This is a genomic window from Streptomyces sp. NEAU-sy36, assembly GCF_013423905.1.
GTDB lineage: Bacteria > Actinomycetota > Actinomycetes > Streptomycetales > Streptomycetaceae > Streptomyces > Streptomyces misionensis.
Genome location: NZ_CP058977.1, coordinates 8,238,708 through 8,258,220 on the forward strand (window position 1 = coordinate 8,238,708; position 19,513 = coordinate 8,258,220).

19 protein-coding genes are annotated in these 19,513 nt (G+C 72.5%); 12 read left to right on the forward strand and 7 right to left on the reverse strand.

Features of this window, described 5'->3' with window-relative positions; translation table 11 throughout:
• The first annotated feature begins 62 nt into the window (after window positions 1–62).
• A complete protein-coding gene (locus HZZ00_RS36330) occupies window positions 63–1,523 on the forward strand; it encodes an aminopeptidase P family protein (protein ID WP_180330246.1) in 1,461 nt (486 codons plus the stop codon).
• Window positions 1,524–1,577: 54 nt separating this feature from the next.
• Here HZZ00_RS36330 and HZZ00_RS36335 read toward each other — a convergent pair whose 3' ends face one another.
• Together HZZ00_RS36335 and HZZ00_RS36340 are read right to left on the reverse strand one after the other, a co-directional pair.
• Entirely contained in the window at window positions 1,578–2,141 is a 564-nt protein-coding gene (locus tag HZZ00_RS36335; protein WP_180330247.1) for a GNAT family N-acetyltransferase, read from the reverse strand.
• Between the two features lie 15 nt (window positions 2,142–2,156).
• Window positions 2,157–2,594 (reverse strand): ATP-binding protein, encoded by a 438-nt coding sequence (locus HZZ00_RS36340; protein ID WP_180330248.1) that lies wholly within the window; start codon window positions 2,592–2,594, stop codon window positions 2,157–2,159.
• Between the two features lie 212 nt (window positions 2,595–2,806).
• Here HZZ00_RS36340 and HZZ00_RS36345 point away from each other — a divergent pair, with 212 nt between their 5' ends.
• The 9 genes from HZZ00_RS36345 to HZZ00_RS36385 all read left to right on the forward strand — a co-directional run bounded on the left by HZZ00_RS36345 (window position 2,807) and on the right by HZZ00_RS36385 (window position 12,658).
• Window positions 2,807–3,652 carry a hypothetical protein gene (locus tag HZZ00_RS36345; protein WP_180330249.1) on the forward strand — a complete coding sequence of 282 codons (846 nt, stop codon included), beginning with the start codon at window positions 2,807–2,809 and terminating at the stop codon, window positions 3,650–3,652.
• 127 nt (window positions 3,653–3,779) lie between these two features.
• Entirely contained in the window at window positions 3,780–4,523 is a 744-nt protein-coding gene (locus HZZ00_RS36350) for a YcnI family protein (protein ID WP_180330250.1), read from the forward strand.
• 102 nt (window positions 4,524–4,625) lie between these two features.
• A complete protein-coding gene (locus HZZ00_RS36355) occupies window positions 4,626–5,285 on the forward strand; it encodes an SCO family protein (RefSeq protein ID WP_180330251.1) in 660 nt (219 codons plus the stop codon).
• The gene (locus tag HZZ00_RS36360; protein WP_180330252.1) at window positions 5,282–5,743 is read left to right on the forward strand and encodes a copper chaperone PCu(A)C; all 462 of its coding nucleotides are present in this window, start codon (window positions 5,282–5,284) and stop codon (window positions 5,741–5,743) included. The genes HZZ00_RS36355 and HZZ00_RS36360 overlap by 4 nt, the downstream gene beginning before the upstream one ends.
• Window positions 5,744–5,756: 13 nt before the next feature.
• Window positions 5,757–7,679, forward strand: coding sequence for a copper resistance CopC/CopD family protein (locus tag HZZ00_RS36365; RefSeq protein ID WP_180330253.1), 1,923 nt, complete (start codon window positions 5,757–5,759; stop codon window positions 7,677–7,679).
• Window positions 7,680–7,687: 8 nt separating this feature from the next.
• Window positions 7,688–8,968, forward strand: coding sequence for an iron uptake transporter deferrochelatase/peroxidase subunit (gene efeB / locus HZZ00_RS36370; RefSeq protein WP_180330254.1), 1,281 nt, complete (start codon window positions 7,688–7,690; stop codon window positions 8,966–8,968).
• Between the two features lie 145 nt (window positions 8,969–9,113).
• Window positions 9,114–10,046, forward strand: coding sequence for a prephenate dehydratase (pheA, locus tag HZZ00_RS36375; protein ID WP_180330255.1), 933 nt, complete (start codon window positions 9,114–9,116; stop codon window positions 10,044–10,046).
• Between the two features lie 540 nt (window positions 10,047–10,586).
• Window positions 10,587–11,864 carry a serine--tRNA ligase gene (serS, locus tag HZZ00_RS36380; protein ID WP_070028795.1) on the forward strand — a complete coding sequence of 426 codons (1,278 nt, stop codon included), beginning with the start codon at window positions 10,587–10,589 and terminating at the stop codon, window positions 11,862–11,864.
• The gene (locus tag HZZ00_RS36385; protein WP_180330256.1) at window positions 11,861–12,658 is read left to right on the forward strand and encodes an HAD family hydrolase; all 798 of its coding nucleotides are present in this window, start codon (window positions 11,861–11,863) and stop codon (window positions 12,656–12,658) included. Before serS ends, HZZ00_RS36385 begins: the two co-directional genes overlap by 4 nt.
• A 93-nt stretch (window positions 12,659–12,751) precedes the next feature.
• On the opposite strand, the gene HZZ00_RS36390 is transcribed toward HZZ00_RS36385, so the two are convergent.
• The 5 genes from HZZ00_RS36390 to HZZ00_RS36410 all read right to left on the reverse strand — a co-directional run bounded on the left by HZZ00_RS36390 (window position 12,752) and on the right by HZZ00_RS36410 (window position 16,587).
• Window positions 12,752–12,994, reverse strand: a complete 243-nt coding sequence (locus HZZ00_RS36390; RefSeq protein WP_180330257.1) for a hypothetical protein — start codon at window positions 12,992–12,994, stop codon at window positions 12,752–12,754.
• A gap of 94 nt (window positions 12,995–13,088) precedes the next feature.
• The gene (locus HZZ00_RS36395) at window positions 13,089–13,808 is read right to left on the reverse strand and encodes an ABC transporter permease subunit (protein ID WP_180330258.1); all 720 of its coding nucleotides are present in this window, start codon (window positions 13,806–13,808) and stop codon (window positions 13,089–13,091) included.
• Window positions 13,809–13,818: 10 nt separating this feature from the next.
• Window positions 13,819–14,730 carry an ABC transporter ATP-binding protein gene (locus HZZ00_RS36400; protein ID WP_180330259.1) on the reverse strand — a complete coding sequence of 304 codons (912 nt, stop codon included), beginning with the start codon at window positions 14,728–14,730 and terminating at the stop codon, window positions 13,819–13,821.
• A complete protein-coding gene (locus HZZ00_RS36405) occupies window positions 14,727–15,626 on the reverse strand; it encodes an ABC transporter permease (RefSeq protein ID WP_180330260.1) in 900 nt (299 codons plus the stop codon). Before HZZ00_RS36405 ends, HZZ00_RS36400 begins: the two co-directional genes overlap by 4 nt.
• Entirely contained in the window at window positions 15,616–16,587 is a 972-nt protein-coding gene (locus HZZ00_RS36410; RefSeq protein WP_180333852.1) for an ABC transporter ATP-binding protein, read from the reverse strand. Before HZZ00_RS36410 ends, HZZ00_RS36405 begins: the two co-directional genes overlap by 11 nt.
• A gap of 247 nt (window positions 16,588–16,834) precedes the next feature.
• On the opposite strand from HZZ00_RS36410, the gene HZZ00_RS36415 reads away from it, so the two are divergent.
• Complete coding sequence (locus HZZ00_RS36415; protein WP_180330261.1) at window positions 16,835–17,677, forward strand: M24 family metallopeptidase; 843 nt, start codon at window positions 16,835–16,837, stop codon at window positions 17,675–17,677.
• Window positions 17,674–19,434: an SDR family oxidoreductase gene (locus HZZ00_RS36420; protein ID WP_180330262.1), complete on the forward strand. Its 1,761-nt coding sequence runs from the start codon at window positions 17,674–17,676 to the stop codon at window positions 19,432–19,434. Before HZZ00_RS36415 ends, HZZ00_RS36420 begins: the two co-directional genes overlap by 4 nt.
• Window positions 19,435–19,513: the final 79 nt, after the last annotated feature.

Consider the following 19,513-nt stretch of genomic DNA (forward strand, 5'->3'; position numbering starts at 1 on the left):
CCACCATGGCGAGCGCCGGGGGCCGCCGGGGGAAGATCACACGCCGTACCGAGGAGGATCACGTGGCCGACGAGCTCAACCCGGCGACCCCGGAGACCGAGTCCGAAGAGCCCATCAAGCAGCGGAAGAACGGCCTGTACCCGGGCGTGTCCGACGAGCTTGCCGAGAACATGCAGTCCGGCTGGGCCGACACCGAACTGCGCGATCTCCAGCCGATCCCGCAGGCCGCCGAGACCGCCCGTCGCCGCGCCGCGCTCTCCGCGCGCTTCCCGGGCGAGCGCCTGGTCGTCCCCGCGGGCAACCTGAAGACCCGCTCGAACGACACCGAGTACTCCTTCCGCTCGTCGGTCGAGTACGCGTACCTCACCGGCAACCAGACCGAGGACGGCGTCCTGGTCCTGGAGCCCAAGGGCGAGGGCCACGAGGCCACGATCTACCTGCTGCCGCGCTCCAACCGCGAGAACGGCGAGTTCTGGCTCGACGGCCAGGGCGAGCTGTGGGTCGGCCGCCGCCACTCCCTGGCCGAGTCGGAGGCGCTGTACGGCATCCCGGCCGCCGATGTGCGCGAGCTGGCCGACACGCTGCGCGAGGCCACCGGCCCGGTGCGCGTCGTACGCGGCTACGACGCCGGCATCGAGGCGGCGCTGACCGACAAGGTCACCGCCGAGCGCGACGAGGAACTGCGCGTCTTCCTCTCCGAGATGCGGCTGATCAAGGACGAGTTCGAGATCGGCGAGCTGCAGAAGGCCGTGGACTCCACGGTGCGCGGCTTCGAGGACGTGGTGAAGGTCCTCGACAAGGCCGAGGCCACCAGCGAGCGCTACATCGAGGGCACCTTCTTCCTGCGCGCCCGCGTCGAGGGCAACGACGTCGGCTACGGCTCCATCTGCGCCGCCGGCCCGCACGCCTGCACCCTGCACTGGGTCCGCAACGACGGTGCCGTCCGCTCCGGCGACCTGCTGCTGCTCGACGCCGGCGTGGAGACGCACACCCTCTACACCGCCGACGTCACGCGCACCCTGCCGATCAACGGCACGTACAGCGAGCTGCAGAAGAAGATCTACGACGCCGTGTACGAAGCGCAGGAGGCGGGCATCGCGGCGGTGCAGCCGGGCGCCAAGTACCGCGACTTCCACGACGCCGCGCAGCGGGTGCTGGCCGAGAAGCTGGTCGAGTGGGGCCTGGTCGAGGGCCCGGTCGAGCGCGTGCTGGAGCTGGGCCTGCAGCGCCGCTGGACCCTGCACGGCACCGGGCACATGCTCGGCATGGACGTCCACGACTGCGCCGCCGCGCGGACCGAGACGTACGTGGACGGCGTGCTGGAGCCGGGCATGGTGCTCACCGTCGAGCCCGGTCTGTACTTCCAGGCCGACGACCTCACCGTGCCGGAGGAGTACCGGGGGATCGGCGTCCGGATCGAGGACGACATCCTGGTGACGGAGACCGGCAACCGGAACCTTTCGGCCGGTCTGCCGCGGCGCTCCGACGAGGTCGAGGCATGGATGGCCGCCCTGAAGGGCTGATCCGCTCCGGGACGGCCGGGCACCGCGGAGGTGCCCGGCCGTTTCGCCTTTTCCCTAGAACGCGGGATCCCTGTCGTGCAGGATCCGCTGGAAGAGCCGGCAGTCGCGCCACCGGCCGTTGATGTGCAGGTAGTCGGGGGCCGTGCCGATCTCCTGGAACCCGGACTTCGCCAGCACCCGCTGCGAACCGGCGTTCTCCACCAGCGTGGACGCCTCGATGCGGTGCAGCCCCACCTCGTCCCGGGCGAGCGTGCACACCCGCGCCACGGCCGCGCCGGCCAGCCCCCGGCCCTGCCGGTCGGCGGCGACCCAGTAGCCCAGGTGCGCGCTGCAGAAGGGCCCCCGGGAGATCCCCGTCAGGGTGATGGCCCCGACGATCCGCCCGTCCGCCTCCTCGAACACCCAGGGCACCAACGAGTCCTCGGCGTGCTGCCGCAGCAGCCCCTGGATCCGCTGCCGCTGGCCCTCGGGGGTGAAGAAGGCCTCCGGACGCACCGGATCCCATGGCGCCAGGTGGGCGCGGTTGGCGGTGTAGGCGGCCGCCAGCGCCTCCGCGTCCCCGGCCGTGAGCAGCCGGAGCGTCACCCCGGCCGCCAGTTCCCCGTTGTCGGTCTGCATCCCACCACTATGGCGCTACACCGCCGGCAGCGGGGAGTCGTCGCGCCACTTGAGGATCTTGTCGAAGCTGACCACCGTGCCGCGGCGGCCGGGTTCGGGGCCGATGCGGACGTGGTCGGCGAGTTCCCGGATCAGGCACAGGCCCCGGCCGTGCTCGGCGTCCGGACGGGCGGGCCGCGATCGCCGGGTGTGCGCGAAGCCGGGCCCGGAGTCGGCCACCTCGATACGGCACCTCTCGCCGTCGAGGTACGCGGTCACCCGGTACCCCGCCGGGGTGCCGCCGCTCCCGCCGTGCTCGACGGCGTTCGCGCAGGCCTCGCCGAGGGCGACGGCCAGGTCGTAGGAGATCTCCGGGTCCACCCCGACCGTCTCCATGGTGCCGAGCAGCAGCCGCCGGGCGAGCGGCACGCTCGCCGCCTCCCGCCGCAGATGGAGTGACCACCAGACGCTCATGCTCCAGCCTCCCGGCCGCGGCTCGACATACCGTTACGTATTGCCGCCCGTGAACGGCCATAAGCACACGATCGCCGTGACTGCGCCCATACAGCCGACGCGGTCCGGGAGGAAACGGTGTATGAGGGACGTACCCGATCGGCGGCCGTCGGACGAGTTCTCCCGGCCCTGGCGTAGGACGGCCGGGGGCGCAGTGGGATGATGTGCCCGCCATGTCTGCCCCCCACGCGCGCACGGCGCGTCCCGGAGCCGGGCTCCGGATGCCGCGGGCCGCGGTCTTCGCCGCGGTCTGCGTCGTGCTGGCCGCGGCCGGGCACGCGCTGGCCTCCTGCGCGAGCGTGCCGCCGTGGACCCTCGGCGTGGGCTTCCTCGGCTGTCTGCTGCTGGTGGCCCCGCTGACCGGGCGGACCCGCTCGCTGCCGGGCACCGCCGCGCTCCTGGCGCTCGGCCAGACCGCGCTGCACGCGCTGTTCGGTCTGGGCCAGCACGGGGCCATGGTCATGGCGGGGGCGCCGACCGGGCGGTCCGCTCCGGCGGGAACGCTCACCGACACCGCGCTGGTGGAGCAGGCCTCACGGCTGCTGTGCGGGGCGAACGCCTCGGCGCTCACCCCGGGCCACTCCTTCCACCTGCTGCTCGCCGCGCGCCTCATCGACCGCTCGGGCCGGCCCGTGGGCACCCCCGCCCCGCCGCCCGCGCCGCACCCGGCCGAGGCCACCGGCGCCCTCGGGGGCCTGCTGCCCTCGCTGCCGATGCTGCTCGGCCACGTCCTCGCGGCCGTCGCCGTCGGCTGGCTGCTGCGCCGCGGCGACCTGGCCGTGGGACGGCTGCTCGAACTGTCGGCGCACGGAGTCGCCGAGACGGCCCTCGTCCGTTCCCTGCGCGCGGCGCTCGCGCTGGCGCACGCCCTGTGCGCCGGGCTGCTGCCCGCCGCCGAGCCCTGGCCGCGCGGCCGTCGCGGCGACCGGGACGAACCGCCCGCCCCGCACACCCTCGCGCTCCAGCACACGGTGATCCGGCGCGGGCCGCCAGCCGCCGACCTGCGACTCGCCGCCTGACGCGACGCGCCCGCCCCATGCCCCGGGACAGCTCCGGGAACCGAGGAGGCGGCCGCCGTCGCGCGGTCCGCGCGCGCTCGCGCGCCGTTTCTCCTCACCGGAACTCTCACCATGGAGTGCTCCTGCCATGCAGGCTTTCCCCATCGCGTCCCTCGCGACCCGTCGTACCGCCGCCCGGCTCGCCGCGGGTGCCGCCGTCGCCGGCACCGCCGTGCTCGCCCTGTCCGCCCCCGCCTTCGCGCACGTGACCGTGCAGCCCGAGGGCGCCGCGGCCAAGGGCGGCTACGCGGTCGTCGACTTCAAGGTCCCCAACGAGCGGGACGACGCCTCGACCACCAAGGTCGAGGTCAGTCTCCCGGCCGACCACCCGCTGGCCTCCGTGATGGCCGAGCCGGTGCCGGGCTGGCACGTCCAGGTCACCAAGGCCAAGCTGGCCAAGCCGCTGACCGTGCACGGCGACACGATCGACCAGGCCGTCACCAAGGTCACCTGGACCGCCGACGGCAAGGGCATCGAGCCCGGCTACTTCCAGAAGTTCCCGCTCTCCGTCGGCGCCCTGCCCGACAACACCGACCAGCTGGTGTTCAAGGCGCTCCAGACGTACTCCGACAAGCAGGTCGTGCGCTGGATCGAGGTACCGCAGCCCGGCCAGGACGAGCCGCAGAACCCCGCCCCGGTGCTCCAGCTGACCGCCCCGGCCGGCGAGCACGGCACGGCGAGCGCCGCCGCCGACAAGACCGACGGCACCGCCGCCACCGGCTCCGGCGGCGGCAGTGACACCACCGCCCGGGTGCTCGGCGTGGCCGGCATCGTCGTCGGCGCCGCGGGCGTGGCCTACGGCGTCTTCGCCGGACGCCGCCGCACCGCCTGAGCCCACCGTTCCGCAGCGCGCGCCGGGGACGTGCCAGGCTTCTCGCAAGCCCCCGCACGACCCCGGTGCGCGCCGGATATCTCACATCTGGGACATTTCTCTATGCGCAAGAAGACGTTCGCCGCGGCCGCACTGCTCGCCGCCGCCACCCTGACCCTCTCCGCCTGCGGCAGCCAGGACTCCGACGGCCGGTCGCCGGTCTCCGCGGTCTCCCAGGAGTCCGGCCAGAGCGGCCCCGCCACCGTCCTCGACCAGCCCTGGGACAAGCCCGGCCTGGTGCTCACCGACACCCACGGCAAGAAGTACGACCTCCGCAAGGAGACCCAGGGCCATCCGACCCTGCTCTACTTCGGCTACACGCACTGCCCCGACATCTGCCCGACGACGATGAGCAACATCGCCGTCGCCGCCCAGAAGTCGCTGACCCCGGCCCAGCGCGACGACCTGCGCGTCGTCTTCGTGACCACCGATCCCGGCCGGGACACGCCGGCCGCGCTCGGCAGCTGGCTCAAGGGCATCGACCCCCGGTTCATCGGCCTGACCGGCGACTTCAAGACCGTCCAGGCGGGCGCCCGCTCCGTCGGCATCTCGGTGGAGCCGACGACGAAGGACAAGAACGGCAAGCTCGTCTCCGTGCACGGCACCCAGGTCGTCGCCTTCTCACCGAAGACGAACGGCGGCTACGTGCTCATCGGCGAGGAAGCCACGGTCGACGACTACATCAAGGACCTGCCCAAGCTCGTCGAGGGGGCCAAGCCGTGAGCCGTCGCCCCGCGGTGCTCGGCACGGCCGCCGCGCTCGCCGGCGCGCTCGCCCTCGCGGGCTGCTCGAAACCGGCTCCGGCGAAGGCCGAGCTGTCGGTGAGCGGGTCGTACATGCCGCAGCCGGTCTCCGCCGACATGGCCGCCGGCTTCCTGACGATCACCAACAAGGGCGCCGCGAAGGACGAACTGACCTCGGTGACCAGTGCCGCCGCCGGCCGGATCACCATGCACAGCACCGTGGGCGGCGAGATGCGGGAGCAGTCCTCCTTCCCCATACCCGCCCACGGCCGGCTCGTCTTCAAGAGCGGTGGCAACCACTTGATGTTCGAGCAGCTTCGGCACCAGCCGAAGCAGGGCCAGACGGTCACCCTGAAGCTCACCTTCGCCTCGTCCGCGCCGCTCACGGTCCGGATGCCGGTGGAGTCCGCCACGTACCACCCGTCGACCGGCCACTGAGGGAAGGGACACCGTGACCCGGACCATCACCCCCCGACTGCGGAACCTGTTGCTGCTGCTCCTCGCCGTCACCGGCACGCTGCTCGCGGGGGCCGGCCCGGCCTCCGCGCACGCGGCGCTGACCGGCAGCGACCCCGCGCAGGGGGTGGTGGTCGCACAGCCGCCCGCCCGGGTGTCGCTCACCTTCTCCGAGAAGGTGGCGATGAACGAGGGCTCCCTGCGGGTCCTCGACCCCAAGGGCAGACCGGTGCAGACCGGCGCGCCCGCCAACGTGCGCGGCACGACGTACGCCGTGAACCTCGAAAGCGGCCTGGGCAAGGGCACCTACACGGTCACCTACCAGGTCGTCTCCGCCGACAGCCACCCCGTGGCCGGCGCCTACACCTTCTCCGTCGGGGCGCCCTCGAAGACCGTGGTCCCCGACGCCGCGACGGCCGTGGGCGGCGGGATCGTCGGCGGCCTCTACGCCTTCGGGCGGTACGTGTCGTACGCCGGTTTCATCGTGCTCGCGGGCGGCACCGCCTTCGTACTGGTCTGCTGGCGGCGCGGCGCGGGCGTACGGGCCCTGCAACGGCTGGTGGTCGGCGGCTGGCTGGCGCTGACCGCGGCCACCCTGTGGCTGCTGCTGCTGCGCGGCTCCTACACCACCACCGGCAAGCTCGCCGACGTCTTCGACCTCGGGCTGCTCGGCCAGGTGCTGCAGACCAAGCCGGGCGCCGCGCTGGTCTCCCGGCTGCTGCTGCTCGCCGCCGCCGCGCTGTTCATCGCCGTGCTCTTCGGCTCCTACCAGCGGCGCGAGGAGGGCGCGGAGAAGCGGGACCTGACCTTCGGGCTGGGGATCGGGGGCGTGGTCGTGGCGGCCGGGCTCGCGACCAGCTGGGCGGTGTCCGAGCACGCCTCGGTGGGGCTCCAGCCGGGCATCGCCATGCCGGTCGACGTCGTCCACCTGCTCGCCGTCGCCGCCTGGCTGGGCGGGCTCACCGCGCTCCTGGTCGCCCTGTACCGGGCGCCCGCCGGGACCCCGGTCGAGGCCACGGCCGTGCGGCGCTTCTCCCGGCTGGCCTTCGGCTCCGTCCTCGTCCTCGTCGTCACCGGCGTCTACCAGTCCTGGCGCCAGCTCGGCTCCTGGTCCGCCTTCACCGGTACCCGCTATGGCCAGCTGCTGCTGGCCAAGATCGCCCTGGTGGCGCTCATGGTCGGCATCGCCTCGGCGTCCCGGCGCTGGACCGGACGGCTCACCGACCGGGCCGCGGGCGGCACGGAGGCCGAGGAGGCGGAGGCCGAGAAGGAGAGCGTCGCCGCCTCGACGGCCGCCGGGCAGGACGCGAACGCGGCGGAGGACCACCCGGCGGACGGCGGCGACGCCCGGCGTGCCGCCCAGCTCGCCCGGCAGCGGGCCGCGATGGACACCGCCCGGCGCAAGCGGCTGCGGGACGGGGACACGGGACGCTACCGGCTGCGCCGCTCGGTGCTCGCCGAGGCCGCCGTCGCCGTCCTCCTGCTCGCCGTCACCACCGCGCTGACGCAGACCGAGTCCGGTCGCACCGAGCAGGAGGCCAGGGCCGCCACCTCGGCCGGCACCGCCACGACGGCCCCGAACGGCTCCCTGACCCTGCCCTTCGACACGGGCGGCGCCGACGGCAAGGGCGTGGTCTCCCTCGACCTCGACCCCGCCCGCGCGGGCACCAACCAGCTGCACCTCTTCGTCCGCAAGCCCGACGGCCGGCCCTTCGACGTCCCCGAGGTGAAGGTCGCCCTCACCCTGGAGGCGAAGAAGATCGGCCCGCTCGCCGTGACCGCCGAGCACATCACCACCGGACACTGGTCCGCGGACTCGGTACAGATCCCGATGGCCGGCGACTGGAAGGTCGCCGTCACCGTACGCACCTCCGACATCGACGAAGTGACCGTCTCCAAGAACGCGCAGATCGGCTGAACCAGACCATGACCGAACAGTCCATCCCGGCGGCCCGCACCCCCGAGGCCCCGGTGAACGCGGCCCGCGCCGAGGCGGGCGGCGTCTCCCGGCGCACCCTGCTCGGCACCGCGGGGGCCTCCGGACTGGTGCTCGGCGCGGCGGGCGGCGCCATCGGCCGTGCCACCGCGCCCGCCCAGGCCACCCCGCTCACCTCCGTCGGCTCCGACCGGGCGATGTTTCACGGGAAACATCAGCCCGGCATCACCGAGGGGCTCCAGGCGTGCGGCCATCTCGTCGCCTTCGACCTGGTGGCGGGCGCGGGCCGCACGGAGGCGGCGGCCCTGCTGCGCCGCTGGTCGGCGACGGCCGAGCGGCTGATGGCGGGCGAGCCGGCGCCGCACGACGACACCGCCGTGGCGCGCGACGCGGGCCCCTCCTCGCTGACCGTCACCTTCGGCTTCGGCCACGACTTCTTCTCCCGCACCGGCCTGGAGAAGCAGCGGCCCACCGCGCTCGACCCGCTGCCGGCCTTCTCCTCCGACCGCCTCGACAAGGCGCGCAGCGACGGCCATCTGTTCGTGCAGATCGGCGCGAACGACGCCCTGGTCGCCTTCCACGCCCTGCGCGCGATCCAGAAGGACGCCGGTTCGGCCGCGCGGGTGCGCTGGCAGATGAACGGCTTCAACCGCACCCCGGGCGCCACCGCCCACCCGATGACGGCCCGCAACCTGATGGGCCAGATCGACGGCACCGGCAATCCGAAGCCGACGGACGCCGCCTTCGAGCAGCAGGTCTTCGTGCCCGCCTCGGGGGAGCCCGCGTGGATGGCGCACGGCTCCTACGCCGTCGTACGCCGGATCCGCATGCTGCTGGACGACTGGGAGAAGCTGTCGCAGACCGCCCAGGAGCAGGTCATCGGGCGCCGCAAGGCCGACGGGGCGCCGCTGACCGGGGGCGGGGAGACCAGCCCGATGGAGCTGGACAAGACCGACGCCCGGGGCGAGTACGTGATCCCGCTCACCGCGCACGCGCGGATCACCCGGCCGGACAAGAACGGCGGGGCGGCCATGCTGCGGCGCCCGTTCTCGTACCACGACGGCTTCGACGCGGACGGGACCCCGGACGCCGGCCTGCTCTTCGTCTGCTGGCAGGCCGATCCGCTGCGGGGCTTCGTGCCGGTGCAGCGCAAGCTCGACCGCGGCGACGCGCTGTCGCGGTTCATCCGGCACGAGGCGAGCGCGCTGTTCGCGGTGCCGGGCGGGGCCGCGAAGGGCGAGTACGTGGGGCAGCGGCTGCTGGAGGGCTGAGGCCGGACATCGAGCTGCCGACGGACCCGATCCTCTAGCCGACGCCCTGTGCGCTCTGCGGACTTTCCGGGATCAAACCACCCGGTCGAGTGGCTGTCATGAGACGGCTGAGCCAGGACGGCCGACGGCCATTAGGGTGAGGACCATGCCAGCGAGCTATGCGTATCTCGGTCCGGAGGGCACCTTCACCGAGGTGGCCCTGCGGACGCTGCCGGAGGCGGCCACCCGGGAGCTGACCCCGTACGTGTCGGTGCAGTCCGCGCTGGACGCGGTGCGGGCCGGCGAGGCCGAGGCGGCGTTCGTGCCGATCGAGAACTCGGTCGAGGGCGGCATCACCGCCACCCTGGACGGACTGGTCGCCGGCGAGCCGCTGACGATCTACCGCGAGGTGCTGCTCTCCATCACCTTCGCGCTGCTGGTCCGGCCGGGCACGCAGCTCGCGGACATCAAGACGGTCTCGGCCCACCCCGCGGCCCAGCCGCAGGTGCGCAACTGGCTCAAGGCCAACCTCCCGGACGCCGTCTGGGAGTCGGCGGCCTCCAACGCGGACGCCGCCCGGCTGGTCCAGGAGGGCCGCTACGACGCCGCCTTCGCGGGCGAGTTCGCCGCCGCCCGGTACGGCCTCACGGCCCTGGAGACCGGGATCCACGACGCGGAGAACGCGCAGACCCGGTTCGTGCTGGTCGGCCGCCCGGCCCGGCCCGCCGCCCGGACCGGCGCCGACAAGACCTCGGTGGTGCTCTGGCAGCGCGCCGACCACCCCGGTGGACTGCGCGACCTGCTCGGCGAGTTCGCCTCGCGCGGCATCAACCTGATGCTGCTCCAGTCCCGGCCGACCGGCGCCGGGATCGGCAACTACTGCTTCTGCGTGGACGCCGAGGGCCACATCTCGGACCGGCGGATGGCGGAGGCGCTGACCGGGCTGAAGCGGATCTGCCGCGATGTGCGCTTCCTCGGCTCGTACCCGCGCGCCGACGTGGAGCCGGGGGAGGCCGGGCCCGCGCAGACCGGGACCTCGGACGAGGAGTTCATGCGCGCGGCGGACTGGGTGGCACGCTGCCAGGACGGCCGCTTCTAGCCAGTCCTACCTGCGTATCAACGTTATCCACAGGAGTTATCCACAGGTGCCCTTCTCGACCTGGGGACAAGTCGACAGCACAGGGTGATCCAGTCGACAAATCGCCCCACGGGGCCCAGACGGGGCAACCATCACCTGACTCGCTCTTCGTCCACCCGTTTCCTTCGGTTCATCTTTTAGGACGACCGTTTTCCACCCGAAAGTGGGTCTCGATCCACTTTGGCCGAGGAATTCTGCACGCCCACCCATCACCCCGGAGAGTTCCGGAGTGATCAATTCCAGCATCCACAGCCCTTCCCCACACCCTGTGGATAACTCTTCCGAGAGTGTGGATTTCTGTGGACAACCGGGTCCCCAAATCCCGTTCTCCACAAGGAAATCCAGTCAACGGGGCGCCTGCGGCCTGCCCCGTCCCAGGGAGTGAGACACTTTCCCTTGACACGGCTCGCAATTAGCGCATAACGCACCGTAAGCCGCAAATCCAAGCGCGCCGGAATAGTGATTCGTGAGCGACAACCCGGCACCGGTAGCCTTGGCCCTGTGATTGACCTTCGCCTGCTCCGTGAGGACCCCGACCGTGTGCGCGCGTCCCAGCGCGCCCGTGGAGAGGACGTCGCGCTCGTCGACTCCCTCCTGTCTGCCGACGAGCGGCGCAGGTCCTCCGGCGTCCGCTTCGACGAACTGCGCGCCGAACAGAAGCAGCTCGGCAAGCAGATCCCCAAGGCCACCGGTGACGAGAAGGCCGAACTGCTCAAGCGCGCCGAGCAGCTGAAGGCCGACGTCAAGGCCGCCGACGCCGAGCGCGACGCGGCCGACGCCGAGACCCAGGAGCTGCTGCTCCGGCTCGGCAACCTCGTCCACCCCGACGTCCCGGTCGGCGGCGAGGAGGACTTCGTCACCCTGGAGACGCACGGCACCATCCGCGACTTCGGCGCCGAGGGCTTCGAGCCCAAGGACCACCTGGAGCTGGGCCAGCGGCTCGGCGCGATCGACGTCGAGCGCGGCGCCAAGGTCTCCGGCTCCCGCTTCTACTTCCTCACCGGCGTCGGCGCCCTGCTGGAGCTGGCCCTGGTGAACGCGGCGATGGCCCAGGCCACCGCGGCCGGCTTCACCCCGATGCTCACCCCGGCGCTGGTCCGCCCGCAGTCCATGGCCGGCACCGGCTTCCTCGGCCAGGCCGCGCAGGACGTCTACCACCTGGACAAGGACGACCTGTACCTGGTCGGCACCTCCGAGGTGGCGCTCGCGGCCTACCACATGGACGAGATCATCGACGCCGACAAGCTGCCGCTGCGGTACGCGGGCTTCTCGCCCTGCTTCCGCCGCGAGGCCGGCTCGCACGGCAAGGACACCCGGGGCATCTTCCGCGTCCACCAGTTCGACAAGGTCGAGATGTTCTCGTACGTCGCGCCGGAGGACTCCCAGGCGGAGCACCAGCGCCTGCTGGACTGGGAGAAGCAGTGGCTGACCTCGCTGGAGCTGCCGTTCCGCGTGATCGACGTCGCCTCCGGTGACCTCGGCTCCTCGGCCGCCCGCAAGTTCGACTGCGAGGCGTGGATCCCGACCCAGGGCAAGTACCGCGAGCTGACCTCGACCTCGGACTGCACCGAGTTCCAGTCCCGCCGGCTGTCCATCCGGGTCCGCGACGGCAAGCAGGTCAAGCCGCTCGCCACGCTCAACGGCACGCTGTGCGCCGTACCGCGCACCATCGTGGCGATCCTGGAGAACCACCAGCAGGCCGACGGCTCCGTCCGCGTCCCCGAGGTGCTGCGCCCCTACCTGGGCGGCCGGGAGGTCCTGGAGCCGGTGGCCAAGTGAGCTTCCCCTACGGGATCGTCGCCACCGACCTCGACGGGACGCTGCTGCGCTCCGACGGATCCGTCTCCCAGCGCACCCGTGACGCGCTCGCCGCGGCGACCGCGGCGGGCGCGGCCCACATCGTCGTCACCGGCCGGGCCGTCCCCTGGACCCGGCACGTCCTGGACGACCTCGGCTACGACGGCCTCGCCGTCTGCGGCCAGGGCGCCCAGGTCTACGACGCGGGCGCGCACCGCCTGCTGACCTCGGTCACCCTCGACCGGCAGCTGGCCGGGGTCGCCCTCGCCAAGATCGAGGCGGAGGTCGGCCCGCTGCATCTGGCGGCCAGCCGGGACGGGCTGGACGGCGAGGTGCTCGTGGGCCCGGGGTACGCGGTCGCGGGCCCGCTGCCCGCCGTGCCCTTCACCGACGCGTCCGATCTCTGGGCCGCCCCGCTGAACAAGATCTACATACAGCATCCGACGCTCGGGGACGACGAGCTGGCGGAGGCCGCGCGACAGGCGGCGGGCGGGTTCGTCAGCGTCGCCATGGCCGGCGCGGGGATCGTGGAACTCCTGCCGCTCGGCCTGTCCAAGGCCACGGGTCTCTCGCTGGCCGCGCGCCGTCTCGGCCTGCGGGCCGCGGACACGATCGCCTTCGGCGACATGCCGAACGACATCCCCATGTTCGCCTGGGCGTCCCGGGGCGTGGCCATGGCCAACGCACACGACGAGCTCAAGGCGGTGGCCGACGAGGTGACGACCTCCAACGAGGAGGACGGCATCGCGGTCGTCCTGGAGACCCTGCTGGGATGACGGCCCGGCCCCCACAGGGGCCGCCGCGACGGCCGGTCGCGCCCGCACGGCACAGCCGTACGGCGATGCGCCCCGCGTCGTCCGCGGGGCGCCTCAGCCGCCCCTTCTGCGCCTGCGCCGACGCCTCGCCTTGCTGAAGAACCACCCCGCGGGCGGCTGGTCCGAGCGCCACGGCTGGGGCTCGGGGGCCTCGGCGCGCCAGCGCGCGGCCAGCATCCGCGCCCGGGCGGACGGCTCGGAGGCCTCCGCGGCACGGACGAAGGCCTCGTCCAGGACCAGCCCCGCAAAGGCGTCCTCCTCGAACCCCCCGCCCCCGCCCGGCGTCTCCTCCGCCATCCCGGCCTCCTCGTATACATCCGATTTGCCCAGTGTGCCCGGACGAGGATGAAGTCCCCGTCAAGAGCGCAGCGGGGTGCTCACTCCTCCCCGCTCACTCCTCCCCGGCGAGCTTCAGCGACCGCAGCTTCTGGCCGGCGTACCAGGTGGCCAGCACCGTCACCGCCACCAGCAGCACGACGGCCGTGGTCAGGCCGACGTCGGACGTGATCAGGTCGCCCCCGGCCACCTTGTGCGCGACGGCCAGCGACCACTGCTGGACGCTCAGCGTGCGCGCCCCGGGCACCAGGGAGCCGAACAGCGCCTCCCAGACCAGCGCGTACACCAGGCCGAAGACCACGGCATGCCGCGAGACCGTGCCGAGCAGCAGGAACAGTGCCGAGTAGGCGATGGAGGCGACCAGCGCGGCGATCGTGTAGGCGACGGCGATCTGCTGGCCGTTGCCGTTCAGGATCAGTCCGGCGATCATCGTCGGCACCGCCGAGAACACCATGGTCACGGCGATGGCCACGATCAGCTTGGTGAAGATGATCGTCGGCCGCTTCAGCGGCTTGGCCAGCAGGTAGACGACGGAGCCGTCGTCGATCTCCGGGCCGATGGCGCCCGTGCCCGCGATGACACCGATGATGGGCACCATCGTGGCGATGGCGAACCCGCCGAGCACGTCGGCGGCCGTCTGGTCGTCGGCGCCGCTGAGGGCGCGGACGGCCACGGAGATCACGATGAGCAGCAGCGGCAGCGCGCCGAGGATGAGGGCCCGGCGACGGCCGAGCAGGGCCCGGTAGGTGAGCCGGGCGACGGTGGGGTCGTACATCTTCGGCCTCCTACGCCGCGACCAGGTACGAGAAGACGGACTCCAGGGACTCGTCCGACGGCGAGACCGTGAGCAGCCGGATGCCGTGGTCCCTGGCGACCTTCGGCAGCAGGGTGGTGAAGCGGCCGAAGTCGACGGCCTGGATGCGCAGCGCGCCCTCGGCGTGGTCGACCTCGATGCCGGAGGTGGACGGGTCGGCGATCAGCGCGGCCGCGAGGGCGCGGTCGTCGCTGGAGCGCACCAGGTAGCGGTGCGGCCGGTCGGTCATCAGCCGGCGGATCTTGCGGTAGTCGCCGCTGGCCGCGTGCCGCCCGGCGACGACGACCTCGATGTGCCGGGCGAGCTGCTCGACCTCTTCGAGGATGTGCGAGGAGAAGAGCACGGTGCGGCCCTCGTCGCCCATCCTGCGCAGCAGGTCCATCAGCTGCATGCGCTGGCGCGGGTCCATGCCGTTGAACGGTTCGTCCAGCAGCAGCAGCGACGGGTCGTGCACCAGGGCGCTCGCCATCTTCACGCGCTGGCGCATGCCCTTGGAGTACGTGGCGATCCTGCGGTCCTGGGCGTACTCCATCTCGACCGTGGCGAGGGCCCGCTGGGCGGCCTTGTCGCCGAGGCCGTGCAGCTCGGCGTTGGCGACGACGAACTCGCGTCCGGTGAGGAAGTCGTACATCGCCTCCCGCTCGGGGACGATGCCGATGTGCCGGTAGATCTGTTCGTTGCGCCACACCGGCTGCCCGTCGAGGGTGACAGTGCCCGTGGACGGGGCGAGGAAGCCGCCCATCATGTTGATCAGGGTGGACTTCCCGGCGCCGTTCGGGCCGAGCAGACCGGTCACCCCGGGGCCGATGGTCATGGTGATGTCGTTGACGGCGACCACGTTGCCGAACCAGCGGGAGACGTGGTCGATGCTGAGGGTCGTCACAGTCCCACCTTCTTGTAGCGGCGCAGCAGCAGGCCGTAGCTGCCGGCGATCAGTGCGAGGGTGACGAGGACGTCGACCACGCCCTCCCCGGTCGAGGGGGCGACCCCGCCGGGGGCCCGGGTGGTCGCGCCCAGGAAGGCGGACTGGAGGCCGTCGATCAGGGTGACCGGCGAGAACAGGCCGATCCACGGGACGGCGCCGTCGTGCCCCTGGGTGCTGGCGATGGCCTGGAGGGTGGACACCGCCCCGTAGGAGATGACCAGTACGGCGATCACCGCGGCGATGCCGAAGCCGCGGCGCGGGGTGACGGCGGCGATGACCAGGCCGATGCCGGCGAAGAGCAGGGAGAGCAGGGCCACGGAGACCAGTCCCTCGGCGAATTCCTTCGTCTGGTGGGCGAAGCCCAGCTTGGACAGCAGCGCCCCCACGTACATCACCAGCAGGGGGGCGGCGGTGAGGATGAAGATCGCCGAGGCGAGCGCGGCGAACTTGGCGCGGACGTAGTCGGCGGTCTCGATGGGGCGCGAGAAGTACAGCGGCACCGTCTTGAAGCGCAGGTCGCGCGAGACGGCCTGGGGCGCCTGCGAGGCGACGTACAGGCTGATCACGGCCTGCATCATGATCGCGTAGCGGGTGTAGCCGACCGGCAGTTCGTGCGCCTTGGTGGCGACGGCGACGGCCACCATGATGGCGGCGGGCACGCACATCACCGCGAACAGCAGCATCGGCAGCACCTTGGACTTCACCGAGCGGCCGAGGCCGTAGGCGCCGCGCAGGGACTGCGAGTAGAGGGAGCGGCGGGCGTAGGCGCGGCCGAGGCGCGGACCGTCGTAGCCGCGGTAGCCGATGTCGTGGATACGGGTCGTCTCGCCCGTGAGGGGCTGCTCAACCGCCATGACCGACGGCCTCCTTCCGCTGCTCGTCGGCGCTGCCGGCCGTGAACACCTCGGCGATGTGGTGCCGGCGCTGCTCCATCCGGATCAGCCCGAGCCCGAGATCGGCGACCACGTCGCGCACCAGGTCGTACGTCTGCTCGCCGGCCGCGGTGAGCAGCAGGATGTGGCCCGCGCCGGGCAGGCCCGCGCCCTCGTGGGCGACCTCCACCCCGCGCGCGCCCAGCGCCTCGCGCACCGCCCGGGTGCCGTCGGGGTGGGCGTCGCTGTCGGTGACCTCGATCGCGAGGGTGGTCGTGGTCTGGGTGAAGTCGGTGGTGGAGCTGGAGCGCAGCAGTTTGCCGCCGTCGATGACGACCACGTGCTCGCAGGTCCGCTCCAGCTCGCCCAGCAGGTGCGAGGTGACCAGGACGGAGATGCCGAAGTCGGAGTGGACCCGGCGGATCAGGCCGAGCATCTCGTCCCGGCCGACCGGGTCGAGGCCGTTGGTCGGCTCGTCCAGGAAGACCAGCTTGGGGTCGTGCACCAGGGCCTGCGCGAGCTTCACACGCTGCTTCATGCCGGTGGAGTAACCGCCGATGGGGCGGTAGCGCTCCTCGTAGAGGCCGACGTGGCGCAGGATGTCCGCGGTGCGCTCGCGCGCGGCCGTGGGCGGCAGCCCCGACATCCGCGCCATGTGCACGACGAACTCGGTGGCCGAGACGTCCGGCGGCAGGCAGTCGTGCTCGGGCATGTAGCCGACGCGCTCGCGGATGGCGGCGCCCTCGGTGGCGATGTCCAGCCCGAGCACCCGGGCGCTGCCCTCGGTGGCGGGGGACAGCCCCAGCAGGATCTTGATCAGGGTGGACTTGCCGGCGCCGTTGGCCCCGACGAGTCCGGTCACACCGGCCCCGATGTCCACGGACAGCCGGTCGAGCGCGGTCACCCGGGGGAACCGCTTGCTCAGGCTTTCGGTCGCGATCACAGTCACCCAGCCGACGTTAGTGATCCCGGCCACGCCGGTCGTCAGACCACAGAGCCGTCTTGGGGTCAGCCCCAGGTATTACGCATCCCTAGGGGGCGCCCTGCCTCACGGCCGCTCGGAGTCCCTCCCGGGCCCGCGTTCCCGCCTATTGACGCCACCTCTAACAACTGCGAGATTCACGTACGTCAAGTTACGGACGCGTACCGCAGCCGACAGGCGAGTCGGCCGGACGACGGGACGAGGCGGCATGACGACGGCAGTGAGCAGCGAACTCCCCGTGGAGCTGCGGGGATTCAGGCGGGTGCAGCACCTCGCCTACGAGTGCGCGGAGGCGGTCGCGGCCCGGCTGGAGCCGGGGGTGACCGAGCGCGAGGCGGCGCGGATGCAGCGGGAATGGCTGCGCGAGCGCGGGGTGCGGGACTGGTTCCACCTGCCGTTCGCCTGGTTCGGGGACCGTACGGCGTTCGTGGACTTCCGCGTCCCGCTCCAGTTCTTCCCCACCGACCGCGAACTGGCGCCCGGGATGCCGTTCATCCTGGACATGGCCCCGGTCCACGAGGGATACACGGCGGACATCGGCTACGCGGGCTCCCTGGGGGCGAACCCGGTGCAGGACCGGCTGCTGGCCGATCTGGAGGCGCACCGGGAGCTGATCCTGCGCGAGGTGCGCGAGCGGCGCTCCCTGCGCGAGATCTACGAGGACGTGGACCGGCTGATGGTTCGCCAGGGCTATGCCAACCGGCACCGCGCCTACCCCTTCGGGGTGATCGCCCACAAGGTGGACCGGGTGAAGGAGCACCGCTGGGCGCCCCATCTGTTCGGCTTCGGCACGCAGTCCCTGAAGGGCCTGGTCTCGGACGCGCTGCACGGCCACCGCGAGGGCTGGTCGCCCCTGTGGTCGCCGTACCGCTTCTCGGACCACCCGCCGCGGCCGGGCCTGTGGGCGGTCGAACCCCACCTCGGATTCCGGGGCACCGGCGCGAAGTTCGAGGAGATCCTCGTGGTCACCGACTCGAAGGACCCCGAGGAGAGCGCGTTCTGGCTGGACGACGATCTGCCGCACGTGCGGCGCTGGGCGGAGGAGAAGTGACGACCCTGAAGGACGCGCGCGAGCGCACGGTACGGACCGGCGGGATCGAGCTCAGCGTGGCCGAACTCGGCGATCCGCGGCAGCCGACCGTGGTCCTGGTGCACGGCTACCCGGACAACAAGGAGGTGTGGTCCGAGATCGCCCCGCGCCTCGCGGACCGCTTCCACGTGGTCCTCTACGACGTCCGGGGCCACGGCCGCTCCACGGCGCCGAAGCCGCTGCGCGGCGGCTTCACCCTCGCCAAGCTCACCGACGACTTCCTGGCCGTCGTGGACGAGGTCAGCCCGGACCGACCGGTGCACCTGGTCGGCCACGACTGGGGCTCGGTGCAGTCCTGGGAGTTCGTCACGGTCGCCCGCACCGAGGGCCGCATCGCTTCTTTCACCTCCGTCTCCGGGCCGTCCCTGGACCACTTCGGGCACTGGATCAACGACCGCCTCAGGCGCCCGACGCCCCGCCGCGTGGGCCAGCTCCTCGGGCAGGGCGCCAAGTCCTGGTACGTGGGCATGCTGCACACCCCGGCGCTGCCCGAGCTGGCCTGGCGCGGCCCGCTCGGCAAGCGCTGGCCGAGGATCCTGGAGAAGACCGAACAGGTCTCCGGCGGCGACTACCCGACCCCCTCCCTGGCCTCCGACGCGGCCCACGGCGCCTGGCTGTACCGGGACAACGTGCGCGCCCGGCTGCGCCGGCCCCGCCCGGACGCCCACGCGCACGCGCCGGTGCAGCTGATCGTCCCCGAGGGCGACGCGTTCCTCTCCGCGCGGCTCTACGACGACCTGGAGCGGTGGGTGCCCCGGCTGACCCGGCGCACGATCGCGGCGAAGCACTGGGTCCCGCGCACCCGGCCCGACCAGCTGACCGCGTGGATCGAGGAGTTCGTGACGTCCGTCGAGGGCGGCCGCCCCGCGCCGGTGACCGCCACCGGCGCGCACGCCGCCCGGTTCGGCGGGCAGCTGGTGCTGATCACCGGCGCGGGCGGCGGGATCGGGCGGGCGACGGCGTTCGCGTTCGCGGAGGCGGGCGCGCGGCTGATCGCCGTCGACCGGGACGCGGAGGCCGCGGCCCGCACCGCCGAACTGGCCCGGCTGATCGGCGCGCCCGAGGCCTGGGCGGAGACGGCGGACGTCTCCGACGAGCAGGCCATGGAGAAGCTCGCCGAGCGGGTGCACCGCGCGTACGGCGTGCTGGACGTGCTGGTCAACAACGCCGGCATCGGTCTGTCCGGCTCCTTCTTCGACACGACGACCGAGGACTGGCGCACCGTCCTCGACGTCAACCTGTGGGGCGTGATCCACGGCTGCCGGCTCTTCGGGGCGCGGATGGCCGAGCGCGGACAGGGCGGCCACATCGTCAACATCGCGTCGGCGGCCGCCTACCAGCCGTCTCGGATCCTGCCCGCCTACAGCACCTCCAAGGCGGCGGTACTGATGCTGTCGGAGTGCCTGCGCGCGGAACTCGCCTCGCGGTCCATCGGTGTGACGGCGATCTGCCCCGGCATCGTCAACACCGGCATCACCTCCACGGCCCGCTTCGCCGGTGTCGACGCGGAGGAGGAGGCCCGCCGCCGGAAGAACTCGGCCCGCCTGTACGGCCTGCGCAACTACCCGCCGGAGAAGGTGGCCTCCGCCGTCCTGGACGCGATCGCGGACAACAAGCCGCTGGTGCCGGTGACCCCGGAGTCGCGGGTGGCGCACGCCTTGTCGCGGGTGCTGCCGGGGGCGCTGCGACGGCTGGCGCGGGTGGAACCGAAGGTGTGAGACGGGTGGTCGCGGGGAGCGCGCCGTGGAGCGGGCTCCCCGCAACCACCGTCTTCCCCGGGCCAGTTGTCCACAGTTT